12 protein-coding genes are annotated in these 16,469 nt (G+C 49.2%); 8 read left to right on the top strand and 4 right to left on the bottom strand.

The features are described 5' to 3' along the window. The first annotated feature begins 112 nt into the window (after positions 1-112). The 6 genes from ahcY (at position 113) to P253_RS06520 (ending at position 10,037) form a co-directional block, all read left to right on the top strand. Positions 113-1,495 (top strand): adenosylhomocysteinase, encoded by a 1,383-nt coding sequence (gene ahcY, locus P253_RS06495; RefSeq protein WP_005179150.1) that lies wholly within the window; start codon positions 113-115, stop codon positions 1,493-1,495. Positions 1,496-1,685: 190 nt separating this feature from the next. After that, positions 1,686-2,522, top strand: coding sequence for a methylenetetrahydrofolate reductase [NAD(P)H] (gene metF, locus P253_RS06500; RefSeq protein WP_016659212.1), 837 nt, complete (start codon positions 1,686-1,688; stop codon positions 2,520-2,522). A 24-nt stretch (positions 2,523-2,546) separates the two neighbouring features. Then, the gene (locus P253_RS06505) at positions 2,547-3,263 is read left to right on the top strand and encodes a 16S rRNA (uracil(1498)-N(3))-methyltransferase (protein WP_016659213.1); all 717 of its coding nucleotides are present in this window, start codon (positions 2,547-2,549) and stop codon (positions 3,261-3,263) included. 160 nt (positions 3,264-3,423) lie between these two features. After that, the gene (locus tag P253_RS06510; protein WP_035363240.1) at positions 3,424-6,300 is read left to right on the top strand and encodes an EAL domain-containing protein; all 2,877 of its coding nucleotides are present in this window, start codon (positions 3,424-3,426) and stop codon (positions 6,298-6,300) included. 135 nt (positions 6,301-6,435) lie between these two features. Then, positions 6,436-8,715 carry an NADP-dependent malic enzyme gene (locus tag P253_RS06515; RefSeq protein WP_016659215.1) on the top strand — a complete coding sequence of 760 codons (2,280 nt, stop codon included), beginning with the start codon at positions 6,436-6,438 and terminating at the stop codon, positions 8,713-8,715. Between the two features lie 89 nt (positions 8,716-8,804). Further along, positions 8,805-10,037, top strand: a complete 1,233-nt coding sequence (locus P253_RS06520) for a multifunctional CCA addition/repair protein (RefSeq protein WP_016659216.1) — start codon at positions 8,805-8,807, stop codon at positions 10,035-10,037. 97 nt (positions 10,038-10,134) lie between these two features. Here P253_RS06520 and epmA read toward each other — a convergent pair whose 3' ends face one another. Together epmA and P253_RS06530 are read right to left on the bottom strand one after the other, a co-directional pair. Then, on the bottom strand, positions 10,135-11,109 hold the full coding sequence (epmA, locus tag P253_RS06525) for an EF-P lysine aminoacylase EpmA (protein ID WP_016659217.1): 975 nt from the start codon (positions 11,107-11,109) through the stop codon (positions 10,135-10,137). Beyond that, on the bottom strand, positions 11,106-12,173 hold the full coding sequence (locus tag P253_RS06530) for a 4-phosphoerythronate dehydrogenase (protein WP_005179168.1): 1,068 nt from the start codon (positions 12,171-12,173) through the stop codon (positions 11,106-11,108). The genes epmA and P253_RS06530 overlap by 4 nt, the downstream gene beginning before the upstream one ends. A gap of 233 nt (positions 12,174-12,406) precedes the next feature. On the opposite strand from P253_RS06530, the gene P253_RS06535 reads away from it, so the two are divergent. Beyond that, positions 12,407-13,039 carry a class I SAM-dependent methyltransferase gene (locus tag P253_RS06535; protein WP_016659218.1) on the top strand — a complete coding sequence of 211 codons (633 nt, stop codon included), beginning with the start codon at positions 12,407-12,409 and terminating at the stop codon, positions 13,037-13,039. Positions 13,040-13,108: 69 nt separating this feature from the next. Here P253_RS06535 and cueR read toward each other — a convergent pair whose 3' ends face one another. Continuing rightward, positions 13,109-13,501 carry a Cu(I)-responsive transcriptional regulator gene (gene cueR, locus P253_RS06540; RefSeq protein WP_005179173.1) on the bottom strand — a complete coding sequence of 131 codons (393 nt, stop codon included), beginning with the start codon at positions 13,499-13,501 and terminating at the stop codon, positions 13,109-13,111. 72 nt (positions 13,502-13,573) lie between these two features. Continuing rightward, positions 13,574-16,042: a heavy metal translocating P-type ATPase gene (locus P253_RS06545; RefSeq protein ID WP_005179175.1), complete on the bottom strand. Its 2,469-nt coding sequence runs from the start codon at positions 16,040-16,042 to the stop codon at positions 13,574-13,576. 152 nt (positions 16,043-16,194) lie between these two features. Between P253_RS06545 and P253_RS06550 the strand changes: the two genes are divergently transcribed. Further along, the gene (locus tag P253_RS06550) at positions 16,195-16,389 is read left to right on the top strand and encodes a heavy-metal-associated domain-containing protein (RefSeq protein ID WP_005179178.1); all 195 of its coding nucleotides are present in this window, start codon (positions 16,195-16,197) and stop codon (positions 16,387-16,389) included. Positions 16,390-16,469: the final 80 nt, after the last annotated feature.

The following is a 16,469-nucleotide window of genomic DNA, read 5'->3' on the forward strand; positions in this document are numbered from 1 at the left end:
TACAGGTACGAAATGTAAAAGCGCTAGGCTCGACCATCGGTCAAACATCCGCTTTGATCAACAACGGCATCCGCGAACTGAATGATCAATTGTTTTTATTAAGGAGATCGTGATGAACGCGGTTAATGCTTCATTTACTGATTACAAAGTAGCAGACATCACTTTAGCAGACTTCGGTCGTAAAGAAATCAAACTTGCAGAAGCTGAAATGCCAGCCCTGATGGGTCTGCGTAAACGCTACTCTGCGGCTAAACCACTTGCTGGCGCTAAAATCCTGGGTTGTATCCACATGACAATCCAAACAGCAGTTCTGATCGAAACTTTGGTTGAACTTGGCGCTGAAGTACGCTGGACCTCTTGTAACATCTTCTCGACTCAAGACCACGCTGCTGCTGCCATTGCTGCGTCTGGTGTTCCTGTGTTCGCTTGGAAAGGTGAAACTGAAGAAGAATACGTGTGGTGCTTAGAGCAACAAATTAACGTGAATGGCACGCCTTGGGATGCCAACATGATTCTGGACGATGGCGGTGACTTAACTGCACTTGTTCACGAAAAATACCCAGAAGTTTTGGCGAAAATCCACGGTATTACTGAAGAAACCACCACAGGTGTACAACGTCTGCTTGAAATGTGGAAAGACGGTTCTCTGAAAGTACCTGCAATCAATGTAAACGATTCAGTAACCAAGTCTAAAAACGACAACAAATACGGTTGCCGTCACTCACTCAACGATGCCATCAAACGTGCAACCGATATGCTTTTATCTGGTCGTCGTGCGCTGGTCATTGGTTACGGTGACGTAGGTAAAGGTTCTGCGCAATCACTTCGTCAAGAAGGCATGATCGTACGTGTTTCTGAAATCGATCCTATCTGTGCAATGCAAGCCTGCATGGACGGTTATGAAGTGGTTTCTCCATACAAAAATGGTGTTCAAACCGGCAAGAAAGAAGACGTTAACGCTGACCTTCTTTTAAACACTGACCTGATCGTAACAACAACGGGTAACTACCACGTTTGTGACGCTGCCATGCTGGATACATTAAAAGCAGGTGCTGTTGTATGTAACATCGGTCACTTTGACACTGAAATCGACACCAACTACCTACGTGGTTACAAGTGGGTTGAAGTGAAACCTCAAGTTCACCAGGTGTATCGTTCAGAAAATGAAAACGATTACCTGATCCTGCTGTCTGAAGGTCGTTTAGTGAACCTGGGTAACGCAACAGGTCACCCATCACGCGTGATGGACGGTTCATTTGCCAACCAGGTTTTAGGTCAAATGCACTTGTTCGCTGAGAAATTTGCTGATCTTCCTGAAGATCAAAAACAAGCCGCGATTCGCGTTGAACTGCTTCCGAAGAAATTGGACGAAGAAGTTGCAGCTGCAATGGTTGCAGGTTTTGGCGGCGTTCTGACGCAATTGACGCAAGAACAAGCGGACTACTTAGGTGTAGCGGTTGAAGGTCCGTTTAAATCGGATGCTTATAAATATTAATTAGCCCTCACCCCATCCCTCTCCCATAGGGAGAGGGTGAACTCTCAAATCATTTACATTACGAGTTTTACTTGTGAAATTTAAGTAATTTGAGCCAAGACTCTGCGTTATTCAGTAATGAATACTCCTCTCCCTTTGGGAGAGGTCAGGGAGAGGGTGAATAAAAAGTATTTATAAAAAGGATTTCAACATGTCAAAACAGATTCCGATTTCATTCGAGTTCTTCCCAACCAAAACTGATGCCGGTGCAGAAAAACTCAAGACCGTACACCAAGAGCTTCAGCTTTTAAATCCAGAATTTTTCTCGGTGACCTATGGCGCTGGTGGTTCAACTCGTGAACGTACCTTATCGACCATTAACGACTTCAATGGCAAAGGCACACCGGTTGCGCCTCACCTGTCTTGTATTGGTGATGATAAAGCCCGTATTGCCGAATTGCTGGACCTGTACAAATCACAAGGTATTGACCGTATTGTGGCACTGCGTGGTGACTTGCCATCCGGTCAGGTTGGCTTGGGTGAATTGCCATATGCACAGGATCTAGTCCGCTTTATTCGTGAACATTCCGGTGATCATTTCCATATTGAAGTGGCTGCCTATCCGGAAATGCACCCACAAGCGGAAAGCTTTGATAAAGATATTCAGCATTTTGTTGAAAAAGTAAATGCCGGCGCCAATGCAGCCTTAACGCAATTCTTTTTCAATCCGGATGCCTACTTCTACTTTGTTGAGCGTATTCAGCAAGCCGGTGTCAATATTCCGGTGGCGCCGGGTATTATGCCAATTACCAATGCCAGCAACCTGATTCGCTTTGCCGATAGTACTGGTGCTGAAATTCCACGCTGGATTCGCAAGCAACTGGCGACATATGGTGATGACACGGCATCGATTAAAGCCTTCGGTCATGAAGTGGTGCTGAAATTCTGTGAACGCCTGATTGCAGGTGGTGCGCCAAGTCTGCACTTCTACACCATGAACAATACCGAGCCTACCCGTCAGCTTGTGACTGATCTTGGCTTAGCCTAATTTTCTTTTTGCGAGTTGTACTTTATGCCACGTTTTTATATTGAAGCTGAATTAACGGTTGAGACGCAGCTCGCGCTGACCGAAACCGTGTTTCACCATTGGTGTAAAGTACTGCGTGCACAAGTGGGCGACACAGCCACCCTGTTCAATGGACAAGGTGGCGAATATGAAGTGACCCTTACCGACGTTCAGAAAAAAACAGCAATGGTGATGGTCAACAGCTTTAATCCGGGCAACCGTACACCTAAATTCAAGGCCCTGCTCGGTCAGATCATGAGTAAGGGCGACCGGATGGATTATGCCATTCAAAAAGCGGTGGAACTCGGCGTTTCCGAGATTCAGCTCCTCACCTCTGAACGCTGCGAAATGCGTCTGAAATACGACCGTGACCAGAAAAAACTGGATCACTGGCAAGGTATCGCCATTGCTGCTTGTGAGCAATGTGGTCTGAATATTGTGCCTAAAATTCTCCCGCCGATGTCGCTGGAAAAATGGCTCGACACCAATCTGCCAGCGACTAAACTGGTATTAGCACCCAACAAAGATGAAGTGAATGTCTTACACAATGCCACGCCAGAACTTGCCCTGTTAATTGGGCCTGAAGGCGGCCTGAGCGAGGCTGAAATCAGTAGCGCAAATACGAAAGGTTTTGTGAACTGGTGTATAGGCGAGCGCGTGTTAAGAACTGAAACTGCGCCTGTGGTCGCACTTTCTATTTTAAATTTTAACTTCAGCGTGTAATTCGTCTTATTTTTAGCTGAATACTGAGTCAGATGATTGCTTTTTTAAAGTTTACTGACTAATCTCAAAATATTATTTTACAATTTCACCTAATATCAGGTTATTCATAAAATAAAATGGATTTTTACATACTCTGTAATTTATAGGGTTTTGGGGATATATGTCAGACCATCAGGATGAGCTCATGGAGCAGTATTTGTATGCTGCCCAAATCACCAATACAATCCGGCTGATGCGCTTCTTTTTGCTGAGCATCCTCATTCTCTGTTTTTATATTTATTTTATTTTTCACTACTCTTTTAATTTTTCAACTTTCGCGTTTAATGCCTGGTTCCTGCTGAGTGAACTGGGGCTGGCCGGCTGCCTGTTCTTTAATGAAATGCGCTTTAAGCCCGGTCAATACAGTATTCAAATGGCACATCGCTGGATCAAGCTGGTATGCCTGCTGGTTGGTATTAGCCTTGGTATTGGCATTGCCCTGCTGTACTATTTCCTGCCGAAGTACAGTCTGGAGATGAGCACCTATCAGGCCATTATTCTGGCGGCTTTGCTGGTGATTATTAGCCAGACCTTTGCCCTCACCTTTTTAACCCAGCGCCTGAGCTATTTTTCGCTGGTATTTATTCCGGCCATTGTGCCGTATTTAATTTCCCCACTGTTCTTTAACAGCAACACCGAACCGCTGTTTTATCTGGCCACCAACTTTGCCTTAATCTGTCTGCTGATTTGTGCCAATACCTCCATGCACATGCATCGCCGGCTATCTAGCGTCTATTTCAAGAATAATCAGCTGAAAAAACAGGCCGAACAGCAAGTGGCCTGGACCGACCAGCTATGCCAGCAACTGCAAACGGAAATGAACCGCTCCAAAGACATTGAGCAGCAGTTGCAGTTTAATAACCAGATGCTGGAACAGAAAGTGAAAGAGCGGACCTTTGATCTGGAGCAAATCCATAAAGCCCTGCAAGATCAACAGGCCAATCTGGTGCTGGCGCATGAAGTGGCCGGGTTAAAACCATGGGATTGGGACATCAAGCATCGCCTGATTACCCTGACCAATGAACACCAGCAGCTGAAAATGTCCGGCTCCAAAGCCCATCATCACAAACTGCAGCAACTGATTCACCCGGATGATCTGGCGCATTTTCGTAACACCATGAAGCAGCATCTGCGTGGCCAGACCGACCGCTATGAAGTGACCTACCGGGTACAGCAAAGCAATGGCAAATGGGTCTGGGTACATGATGTTGGCCGTGTGATTGAGCGTGACCCCGAAACCCGGCGTCCATTACGCATGGTCGGTATCCGCCGTGACATCCATCAGGAAAAAACTGATCAGGAACGCCTGAAACTGACCGCCAGCGTACTACAGCAGGCAGCAGAAGGGATTTTTATTCTGAATGAGGACCTGCGTTATATTGAGGTCAATCCGTGCTTTGAACAGCTGACCGGCTTTAGTCGCGAGCAGATTATTGGCAAACATCTGTTTGATATTGCCAGCAATTACAAATCACGGCAGCGCAGTATGCACAATGCCATTGTCAAGCAACTGCTCAAAGAAGGCGAATATGATGGCGAAATGGATGAAAAATACCTGTCGGGCAAAGAGCTGACCATCCGCCTGCACATGAATACCGTCAGCAATGAGCAGAACCGCTCTACCCATTATGTCGGGATTGTCTCGGATTTAACCGAGCGCCGCCGGCAGGAACAGCGCCTGTCCTATCTGGAAAATTATGACACGCTGACCGATCTGCCTAACCGGTTTTATTATAACTATCAGCTGCATCAGTATCTGGTGTCCCATCAGGATTCGATTAAACAACTGGCGGTGATTCGTCTGAACATCGACCGGTTCCGGGTGCTGAATGAATATTTAAGCCATAATGGCGGCGATGAACTGCTAAGACAGGTGGCACAGCGTTTACGCCTCATTAATGCCGAAGCGCTGTTGGTGGCGCATTTAAATGGCGATGACTTTGCCATTATTTATGAGCTGTCACATATTCGCCCATCGGTGCAGCAGCATTGCGAACGTATTACCAAAGCCTTCTCGGCGCCGTTTAATATCCAGGGTCAGGACCATATTATTACCCTGTCGATGGGCGTGTCTTTATATCCTGAACATGGCCGGCAGCTGGATTATTTAAACAACTGTGCCGAACAGGCGCTGTCGGAAGCCAAGCGTCTGGGTGGCAATACCACCAAATACTATTCGCTGGAAACCACCAAGCTGTTAGAGCAGGACGTGCACATTGAGCGCGATTTACGTCAGGCCATTAAAAATGATGAACTGATCGTCTATTACCAGCCAAAAATCAATTTCCATGATCAGCAGGTCTCCGGTTTTGAAGCCTTGGTACGCTGGAACCATCCGGAAAAAGGCCTGATTCCACCCGGCTTATTTATTCCAATTGCCGAGCAAACCAGCCTGATTTCAGAGATTGGCCATATCGTAATTCAGCAAACCGCCAAGCAGATTCGGGACTGGCAGGCACTGGGCTTTGATAACATCCGGGTTTCGGTCAATATTGTGGCGCAGCAGCTACAACGCGGACATTTGCTGGAAGATATTGATGAGGCGCTCAATACCTATCATATTTCCGGTGAAAGCCTGGAACTGGAAATTACTGAATCGTCGTTGCTGGAAAATACCGACGAGGTCAAATATATTCTGGAAGAAATCAAGAAGCGCCATATTCATATTTCGCTGGATGATTTTGGTACCGGTTATTCTTCCCTCTCTTACTTAACCGATTTTCCTATAGATGTTTTAAAGATCGACCGCAGCTTTGTGTCCAAGATTGGCCACAGCAAGCAGGAAGCCATTGTCAGTGCCATGATTGCCATGGGCAAAGCCATGGGCATGACCATTGTCGCTGAAGGTATTGAAACTGAACATCAACTTCAGTACCTCAGAAAGCTCGATTGCGACATCGCCCAGGGCTTTTTATTCTCCAAACCGCTGCCACAACAGGATGCGACCCGCTTCCTGAGTGAAAAAATGCAGACACCACTTATTGTTAGTGAATCTTAATCTATAGCTTAAACTTCTAAGTTTGTTCTAAAAATGCGCAGCTTTGACTGTGCTTAGTGCGTAAGTAATGGTATATTCGAGCAGATTTAGCACAAACCGCCAGCATCGCTGGACACAGTAACATACGAGATTCAGATGGACGATCAATCATTAAAACAGCAGGCTTTGTATTATCACGAATTTCCTACTCCAGGTAAAATCAGCGTTACCCCAAGTAAGCAGCTGGTCAACCAACGTGACTTAGCGCTTGCATACTCACCTGGTGTCGCGGCACCATGTTTAGAGATTGAGCGAGATCCTTCTACTGCAGCACTGTATACAGCACGTGGCAACCTGGTTGCCGTGGTGAGTAACGGTACCGCTGTACTAGGTTTAGGGAACATCGGTCCTTTAGCGTCTAAACCGGTTATGGAAGGTAAAGGCGTTCTGTTCAAGAAATTCGCCGGCGTCGATGTATTTGACATCGAAATCGCTGAAAATGATCCAGACAAAATCGTTGATATCGTTGCTGCACTCGAACCAACCTTTGGTGGGATTAACCTTGAAGACATCAAGGCACCAGAATGCTTCTACATCGAGCAAAAACTGCGTGAACGCATGAACATTCCGGTGTTCCATGATGACCAGCATGGTACTTCAATTATCGTCGGTTCTGCGCTGCTGAATGCGCTACAGCTGAATGGCAAAAATATTGCCGAAATCAAGATTGTGGCTTCAGGTGCCGGTGCTGCTGCCCTGTCGTGCCTGGATCTGCTTTGTGCCCTGGGTGCGAAAAAAGAAAATATTATTGTGGCGGACTCGCGCGGTCTATTGACCACTAAACGTGAAGGTCTGGACGAGTCGAAAAAACGATACGTACAGGATATTGAAGCGACCCAACTGGCCGATGTGATTGCCGGTGCCGATATGTTCCTCGGTCTCTCTGCTGCCGGTATTCTGACCAAAGAAATGGTCAAGCAGATGGCGGCTAATCCAATCATCTTCGCTCTGGCTAACCCGGACCCGGAAATTCTGCCTGAACATGCCCACGAAGTACGTGATGATGTAATTATGGCAACCGGCCGTTCCGACTATCCGAACCAGGTGAATAACGCGCTGTGCTTCCCGTACATCTTCCGTGGTGCGCTGGATGTGGGTGCAACCACCATTAACGAAGAAATGAAAATTGCCTGCGTACACGCGATTGCACGTATGGCACACGTAGAAGCAGATGCGGCATCCTATGGTGAAAAATCTGCTTCATTTGGTCGTGACTATTTAATTCCACGTCCGCTTGATCAGCTTCTGATTCTTGAAATTGCTCCTGCGGTCGCCAAAGCAGCGATGGATTCAGGTGTGGCAACACGTCCAATTCAGGACTTCTCGGCTTATCATCAACGTCTGTCAGAGTTTGTATATAACTCTGCGTTTATGATGAAACCAATTTTTGCACAGGCGAAAACCGATCCGAAACGCATTGCCTATGCAGAAGGTGAAGACTTACGCGTTTTACGTGCAGTACAAATTGCAGTGGACGAAGGTCTGGCGCAACCGATTCTGGTGGGTCGTACTGCGGTTATTGAAGCGAATATCAAGAAACTGGGCTTACGTCTGGAACATGGTGTGAATATCACTATTGTTGACCAGGAGAAAAACCCGGATTACGAAAAATTCGCCGATGATTACTACAGCATCATGCAGCGTAAAGGTGTAACGCCTGAATATGCGCAGCGTGAAGCACGTCGCCGCTCGACCTTAATTGCCGCAATGCTGGTGAAACACGGTCTGGCTGACGGTATGTTATGTGGTACTTATTCAAGCTACGACATTCACTTAGACTTCGTTAGCAATATCATTGGTCTGAAAGAAGGTCACAATACTTTCTTCACCTTGAATGCACTGATGCTGGAAGATCGTAACCTGTTTATTGCCGACACTTACATCAACCGTAATCCAACCGCTGAACAGCTGGCGGAAATGACCATTCTGGCGGCTGAAGAAGTACGCCGTTTTGGTGTAACACCACGTATTGCCCTGCTGTCGCATTCAAGCTTTGGTTCAGACCAGAACGATGCCAGCGCGCAAAAAATGCGTAAAGTGTTTGATATTCTGTCTGAGATTGCACCAGAACTTGAAGTGGAAGGTGAAATGCATGGTGATGCAGCACTGGATGAAAATATTCGCCATTTCGCATTCCCGAACTCACGCTTCAAAGGTTCAGCTAACCTGCTGATTATGCCGAACCTGGATGCAGCCAATATTTCGTTTAACCTGCTGAAATCGACTTCAGGCAGCAACGTGACCATTGGTCCAATCTTGCTGGGCGCAGCGAAACCGGTACATATTTTAACGCCAACAGCGACCACCCGTCGTGTGGTGAATATGACTGCGTTAACCGTGGCAGAAATTCAGCAAGCGGAACAAGACGCGCTATAAAAACTGAATGCCGAGTGAAAAGCTCGGCATTCTGACTTGAGAAAACCTCTATTCTGTTGCATGATGACCTCAAGAATAGAGGTTTTTTCATGCAAGTTTATTTAGTAGGCGGTGCGGTGCGAGATCATTTGCTGGGGCACCCCTATCACGAAAAAGATTATGTGGTTGTCGGGGCAACACCTGAACAGCTTCTGGCCCAAGGCTATCAGCCCGTGGGCAAAGACTTCCCTGTGTTTTTACATCCTGAATCAAAAGAAGAATATGCACTGGCCCGTACCGAACGTAAAGCCGGTCAGGGCTATCATGGTTTCGAGTTTTATACTGCACCCAATGTCACGCTGGAAGAAGATTTAATCCGTCGTGACCTGACCATTAATGCCATGGCCATGGATGAAAACGGCCAGGTCTATGATCCTTATGGTGGACAGCAGGATCTGGCGCAAAAAGTGCTGCGTCATGTTTCCGACGCCTTTGTTGAAGACCCATTACGTGTACTCAGAATTGCCCGTTTTGCTGCGCGTTATAAAGCGCTGGGCTTTCGTGTGGCCGATGACACCCTGACCCTGATGCGCACGCTGGCAGCATCTGGCGAGCTGGATACCTTAACCCCGGAACGGGTCTGGAAAGAAACTGCACGCGCCTTGCAGGAAGATCATGCCGATGAATACTTTGAAGTGCTGCGTCGCTGCGGTGCCTTAAAAGCCTTGTTCCCGGAAATTGATGCCCTGTTTGGGATTCCACAGCGCCCGGAATATCATCCGGAAATTGACTGCGGCGTGCATACCTTAATGTCCCTGCAACAGGCCTGCCGCCAGAATTACAGTCTGGATGTGCGTTTTGCCGTGTTGGTACATGACTTGGGCAAAGCCCTGACCCCGGCCAATGAATTACCGCGTCATATCATGCATGAAGAGCGTGGCATTCAGCCGGTTACTGACCTGTGTGACCGCCTGAAAGTGCCGACCTATACCAAACAGCTGGCACTGGCGGTGTGCAAGGAACATTTAAAATGCCATCAAGCCCTAACCTTGAAACCGGGCACCTTATGGCGTCTGTTACAGCGTCTGGATGTATTGCGTCGTCCGGAACGAGTAGAAGCCTTTGTTCAGGCCTGTGAATGTGATTCGCGTGGCCGCTTAGGCATGGAAGATCGGGACTATCCGCAGGCCAATTATGTGCTAAAAGCCATGCAGGTGGTGCGCGGCATTAAAGCACAGGATTTACCGCCTGAGATTAAAGGCCCGGATATTGGTGAAATGCTGATTCAGCGCCGTATTAAAGCCATTGAAGTGCTGAAAGCAGAATATACCGCCGCAAGCTAAAATTGAGTCATAAAATTAAAAATACCCGTGTCGTACCCGGGTATTTTTGTTGATCAGGGATGAATCATCCCCCTGTGCTGATCTGGATGAAGCCGCCTTAAGACCGTTCGGCCGGAAAAGTAATTACCTGTTCCAAACGCATCTGCTGGGTGGCAACCATCAATAAACGGTCAATACCGAGCGCAATACCTGAACATGGCGGCATCTGAGGCAAGGCACTGAGCAGATATTCATCAAGTGGCATCACATGCAAGCCCAGTTTTTCCCGCTCCTGATTGTCGGCTTCAAAACGGCCACGGAGCACCTCGGCATCAGCCAGTTCATCATAGGCATTGGCCAGTTCCAGCCCTTCAATGTACAGCTCAAAACGGGCGGCAACCAGTTCGCCATCTTCATCGACACGAGTTTTGGCCAGTGAGGCCAGTTCCGGCGGGAAATCAGTCAGGAATACCGGCGTATCAAAGCCCAGACTAGGCTCAACCATATGCGAGAACAACAGGTCGATATAGCCCAGACGATCATCACCTAAATCGAGGCTTAGCCCGACACGCTGACAGCAGGCTTTCAGTTCCTGCAATGTCGCTTGCAGCGGATTCAGATCCAGCCGATCCATAAAAGCATGTTTATAACTCAGTACCGTTGGACGTACTTCACCAAAACGCTGTGCCAAGGTCAGATTGAGTAAATCGGTGACTTCAAACATCAGCTCTTTCAGGCTAAAACCCGGGCGATACCATTCCAGCATGGTAAATTCGCTATTGTGTTTGCGGCCATGCTCATCATCACGAAACACCTTGCAGATCTGGTAAATCGGGCCACTGCCACTGGCCAGCAGGCGTTTCATGGCAAATTCAGGCGAAGTTTGCAGATAATGCGTCTGCTGCTGGCCCAATACATGACGCTTGGCCTGTACCGAGCTTAAATGTACATCGGTGACACCGGCCTGCGACAAAATAGGCGTTTCCACTTCCAGCACTTCGCGCTCAGCAAAAAACTGGCGAATCTGGGCGTACATCTTGGCGCGGGCGCGCATAGCCTCAAGACTACAGGTCGGCTGATAGTTCAGGCTCATGCGGCTGGCCCTCCATGCGCAGCCCATTCACGGCGCAGCGGATAAGTCTTGCGTAAATGGTCAAAGGCCTGCTGATCGACCTTGCCGTCTTTTAAGCAGGCACGTAATTTGGCGTCATCGGCGGCAATATCATACATCTGTGGCAGATGCTGTTGCAGTGCGGCTTTTAACGGCTGACCACTAAAATAATCGCTGCACGGCGGCAACTGGTTTTCAAAGCGTTTATGTGCCACTTGCCCAAAGACTTCACAAAAAGCGGCATAAATCATTTGTGTGCCGCGGGCTTTGCCTTCCAGACTGTAACCGGCAATATGCGGCGTTACCAACGTGACCAGATGTAATAATTCGGCAGAAATTTCCGGTTCATGCTCAAATACATCCAGCACCACCGCACGCCCGGTCTGCTGGATATCGGTCATTAATGCCTGCTCTGCCACCACCGGACCACGCGCTGAGTTAATTAAAATTGCATCCGGCTTCATCTGGGCCAGGGTTTCGGCATTGAACAGATGATAGGTCGGATACGGACCGGTTTTGGTCAGCGGCACATGAATCGAAATGGCATCGGCCTGAGCCAATACGTCTGCCAATGCCAGTTGCTGCACACTTTCACGTTGCACCAAAGGATCATAAGCCACCACTTTCCAGCCCAGCAGTTCCGCCATTACCGCCAGACGCGAACCGACATTGCCCAGTCCGATAATGCCCAGACAGAACTGCTGGCCTGCTTCCAGTAAGGCTGGACGCACATGCAGTAAGGCGGTAATCACATATTCGGCAACCGCCTGTGCATTACAGCCGGCGGCATTGGACCAGCGAATCTGCTGCTGTTCCAGCGCGGCAATATCCAGATGATCGGTACCAATGGTGGCACTGCCCACAAAACGCAGCTTGCTGTGCTGGATCAGTTCGGCATTGACCTTGGTTACCGAGCGCACCAGTAAGGCTTCGGTATCATGCAGGTCCTGCGCAGTTAAGGTCCGGCCCGGACGATGGGAGATTTCACCAAACTCGGCAAAAAAATAATCGGTAAAGGCCAGATTTTCATCGGCAATAATTTTCATAAGGCAATCCAATGCTTTGATCTGTCCATGATAACGCCTGAAGGCCCTGCGGATGAAGCGCTATTGCAGTAAATACACTGAATATTAACCGCAGCAAAGCCGGCCCATCAGGCTTCACCCAAATACAACTTGCCGAAGCCGAATAAAACAATATATATTTTTATAATATGTTATAGTCAAGGCCAGTCTTAATCTTCTCCCCCGTTTATTTTTAACCAATGAAGGGCCTGCATATGACACCTCGCTTTAGCAATCCATGGGATGAACGCTACCACAGCACCGATCATTTATATGGCGAAGCGGCCAACGTTTTTATTCAGCAGATGGCCCAGCAGTTAGCGATTTCTGGCGCTACGCTGGGCATTGCTGAAGGTGAAGGCCGTAACCTGATTTATCTGGCCGAGCGCGCCCGTGAACAGCAACTGCCGTTTGCCGGACTACTCTGGGATTATTCGACTGTTGCGCTTGAAAAAGCCCAAAAACATGCCCAGGCCAAACAGCTGACCTTGGACACCGCTGCGGTGGATTTAATTCAGGTAGAATGGCCGGAAAACCAGTTTCAGCATGCGATTTGCGTGTTTGGTCATGTCAATCAGCCGACCCAGAAGAAATTACTGCACGGCGTGCGTCATAGCCTGAAATCCGGTGGCTGGTTCATTGGCGAGGTCTATTCCAAAGCACAACTGGCCTATGCCACCGGTGGCCCGGGCAATCCTGACATGCTGTATGATCCACGTGATTTTCTAGAGATCTTCCAGCAAGATCATCTGCTGCATTTCTTTGTCGGTGAAGTGGAACGTCATGAAGGACAGCTGCATCAGGGGAAGTCGCATGTGATTCAGTTTGCCATTCAAATCCGTAAATAAAGCATAAAAAAGGAGGATGAATCTGCATTGATTCATCCTCCTGCAATTCGATTCCTGCTGCTTACTGGCTTATCCGCCTTTTTCAATCTGGTCCAAAATGGCACATTCCGCGCTGTGATTGCCCTGACAATGCTGCGCAGATTGCTGCAACAAATTGACCATGTCCTGTAAACGCTGGATTTTCTGGTTCAGCTCATCAATATGTTTTAAGGTCAGCGCTTTCACTTCTGCACTCTGGCGGCCGCTATTTTTCCACAGCGAAATCAGTTCTTTCATTTGCTCGGTAGAAAAGCCCAGCTCGCGGGCATGACGAATAAAATTCAGGGTTTTTAAATCCTGCTCGGAATAGACCCGATAACCGGCAGCACTGCGCTGGGCAGCCGTGAGCAGGCCGATACTTTCATAATAACGGATCATTTTGGCAGAGATGCCCGACTGCTTTGCGGCTTGACCAATATTCACATGCTTCTCGCTCAATACGGCGGTTTAAGACCTGCCTCCGATCTTAAACCGAAAATGTCCTGACGCCAACGGCTATTGCAGCGGCGCGGCAAAGCGCTTCAGGCGTAAAGCATTGCCCAGCACAAACACGGATGACAGTGCCATTGCGCCTGCAGCAAACATCGGCGACAGTAAAATGCCCCACAGCGGATACAGCACGCCGGCGGCAATCGGAATTAAGGCCACGTTATAAACAAAGGCCCAAAACAGGTTCTGGCGGATATTGCGGATAGTGGCCTGACTTAAAGCAATCGCATTGGGAATGCCTTTTAAACTGCCGGACATCAGCACCACATCGGCGGCTTCAATGGCTACATCGGTACCGGTGCCAATGGCCAGCCCGACATCGGCCTGTGCCAGCGCCGGGGCATCATTAATCCCATCGCCGACAAAGGCCAGACGGCCATATTGCTGCTGCAATTCACGTACGCTATCGACTTTGCCTTCCGGCAGAACTTCGGCAACCACAGTATCAATTTTTAGCTGCCGGGCAATCGCTTCGGCGGTATGCCGGTTATCGCCGGTGATCATTGCCACTTTTACGCCCAACTGATGCAAGGCTTCAATCGCGGCAAAGGTGCTGTCTTTGATTGGATCGGCCACGGCAATGATGGCCGCCAGTTGATCCTCTACCGCCACATACAGTGGTGTTTTTCCCTCCTGCCCCAAACGTACCGCAACCTGATCAAAGGCTGTGGTACTTAAACCCAGCTGATGCATATAACGGTCGGCCCCGATATGCAGCCATTGACCATTGACCTGCCCTTTCACGCCGGACCCGACAATCGAATCAAAATCGCTCACAGCTGGTAAAGATAAGCCTTGTTGCTGGGCAGCTTCGACAATAGCAAAGGCAATCGGATGCTCCGACTTGGCTTCTACCGCCGCCACCCAGCTTAATAATTGCGTCTGCTCAAAACCGGCCTGTACATGAAAATCGGTCAGTTGCGGCTTGCCTTCGGTTAAGGTGCCGGTTTTATCCACCGCCACTACCTGCGCTTCCTGTAACAGCTGCAAGGCTTCGCCTTTACGGAACAAAATGCCCATTTCTGCCCCACGTCCAGTGCCGACCATAATCGAGGTTGGAGTGGCCAGCCCCATAGCACATGGACAGGCAATAATCAGCACCGCTACAGCATTGACCAGACCAAAGGTCAGCGCCGGTTCAGGACCAAAAATCAGCCAGACCAGAAAGGTCAGCACAGCCATTAGCATTACGGCTGGCACAAACCACATGGTGACTTTATCGACCAGCGCCTGAATGGGCAGTTTGGAGCCTTGCGCCTGCTCGACCATGCGGATAATTTGCGCCAGCACCGAATCTGCCCCCACCGCAGTTGCGCGGATGCTCAGGCTGCCATTCTGGTTGATGGTGCCGCCCACCACGGCACTGCCTGCCATTTTTTCTACTGGCAGCGGCTCTCCGCTAATCATCGATTCATCGACATAACTGCGGCCGTCCAGCACTTCCCCATCCACCGGAATCCGCTCTCCTGGGCGGATATCGACCTGCATACCCGAGCTGACTTCAGCCAGCGGCACTTCCACACTTTGGCCATTACGTACTATGCGGGCGGTTTTTGGCTGCATGCCGATCAGGTGCTGAATTGCCTGCGAGGTGCGGCCTTTGGCTTTGGCTTCAAAATAGCGTCCCAGCAAAATCAGGCTTACAATCACCGCGGCAGCTTCAAAATAGACATTGACCGTGCCTTCCGGTAACAGCTGTGGCATAAAAGTCGCCACCACCGAAAAGCTGTATGCGGCCAGGGTTCCGACTGCCACCAGCGAGTTCATATCCGGCGCGAAACGCAGCAAGGCCGGAATGCCTTTTTGATAAAAACGCCGGCCCGGAAATAGCAATACCAGCGTGGTCAACACGAACTGCAACAGCCAGCTCGGCATCTGCCCGATCTGATGCATGACCCACATATGAAAAGCCGGAATTAAATGCGAGCCCATTTCCAGCACAAATACCGGAATGGCCAGCACCAGGGAAATTAACAGATCACGTTTTAGTTGCTGCTGCTCGCTGGCTTTCTGATCCGCCTGTTCAGTGGTGGTCGTGGTCTGCAGCTGGGCATCATAACCAGCCTTACGGATGGCCTGAATCAGTTTATCGGCACTGACCGTAGTATCGGCTTCGACCCAGGCCTGCTCAGTGGCCAGATTGACATTGGCTTGCTGCACACCCGGCACTTTTTTCAGGGCTTTTTCTACCCGCGCCACGCAGGAGGCACAGGTCATGCCATCAATTGACAATTCGATGGGTGCCGCGACGACCACATCATAACCGGCACGCTCAATGGCTTTGACCAAAGCGGCCCGGTCAAGTGGTGCGGAAGATTCCACCACGGCCTGTTCGGTGGCCAGATTGACATTTGCCTGCTCGACCCCATCCACTTTTTTTAAGGCTTTTTCCACCCGGCCTACGCATGAAGCACAGGTCATGCCCTGAATAGACAATGTTTCACGAAAAACAGCAGATGAATTTGAGATGCTCATGCCCTACCTCGGCCAATACCCGGATTTCCCTACAGCATACAGATTGACATCATGGGAAGGTCAAGTCTCTGCGCATAAAAATTTGGCTTGACCTTCCCATCATGACAAGCTTTAAACTGAAAGCATCTTCACATGACTCATGGAGCATCTTAATGAAACTGCATATTGCCAATATGACTTGCGGCGGCTGCGCCCGCGGTGTGACAGCCACCATTCAGGATGTGGACCCGAATGCCAAAGTTGACATTGATCTGGACAGTAAAATCGTGACCGTTGACAGCAGTGCCAGCGTAGATCAGCTGGTGGCGGCGCTGAATGAAGATGGTTTCCCGCCAGAAGTGCAATAATTTCCAGGCACTCTCAAAACCGCTAGCGTTTATAATATCGCCTCCGTGATGCGGGCATCAGGGAGGCGGCAAAAGACGAA

Origin of the sequence: Acinetobacter indicus CIP 110367 (genome assembly GCF_000488255.1) — a bacterium.
In the GTDB taxonomy this organism is placed as follows: Bacteria; Pseudomonadota; Gammaproteobacteria; order Pseudomonadales; family Moraxellaceae; genus Acinetobacter; species Acinetobacter indicus.

What these genes read in the sequence shown, in the direction of transcription:
- ahcY (WP_005179150.1), top strand. Translation starts at nt 113, where the DNA reads ATGAACGCGGTTAATGCTTCATTTACTGATTACAAAGTAGCAGACATC.
- metF (WP_016659212.1), top strand. Translation starts at nt 1,686, where the DNA reads ATGTCAAAACAGATTCCGATTTCATTCGAGTTCTTCCCAACCAAAACT.
- P253_RS06505 (WP_016659213.1), top strand. Translation starts at nt 2,547, where the DNA reads ATGCCACGTTTTTATATTGAAGCTGAATTAACGGTTGAGACGCAGCTC.
- P253_RS06510 (WP_035363240.1), top strand. Translation starts at nt 3,424, where the DNA reads ATGTCAGACCATCAGGATGAGCTCATGGAGCAGTATTTGTATGCTGCC.
- P253_RS06515 (WP_016659215.1), top strand. Translation starts at nt 6,436, where the DNA reads ATGGACGATCAATCATTAAAACAGCAGGCTTTGTATTATCACGAATTT.
- P253_RS06520 (WP_016659216.1), top strand. Translation starts at nt 8,805, where the DNA reads ATGCAAGTTTATTTAGTAGGCGGTGCGGTGCGAGATCATTTGCTGGGG.
- epmA (WP_016659217.1), bottom strand. Translation starts at nt 11,109, where the DNA reads ATGAGCCTGAACTATCAGCCGACCTGTAGTCTTGAGGCTATGCGCGCC.
- P253_RS06530 (WP_005179168.1), bottom strand. Translation starts at nt 12,173, where the DNA reads ATGAAAATTATTGCCGATGAAAATCTGGCCTTTACCGATTATTTTTTT.
- P253_RS06535 (WP_016659218.1), top strand. Translation starts at nt 12,407, where the DNA reads ATGACACCTCGCTTTAGCAATCCATGGGATGAACGCTACCACAGCACC.
- P253_RS06545 (WP_005179175.1), bottom strand. Translation starts at nt 16,042, where the DNA reads ATGAGCATCTCAAATTCATCTGCTGTTTTTCGTGAAACATTGTCTATT.
- P253_RS06550 (WP_005179178.1), top strand. Translation starts at nt 16,195, where the DNA reads ATGAAACTGCATATTGCCAATATGACTTGCGGCGGCTGCGCCCGCGGT.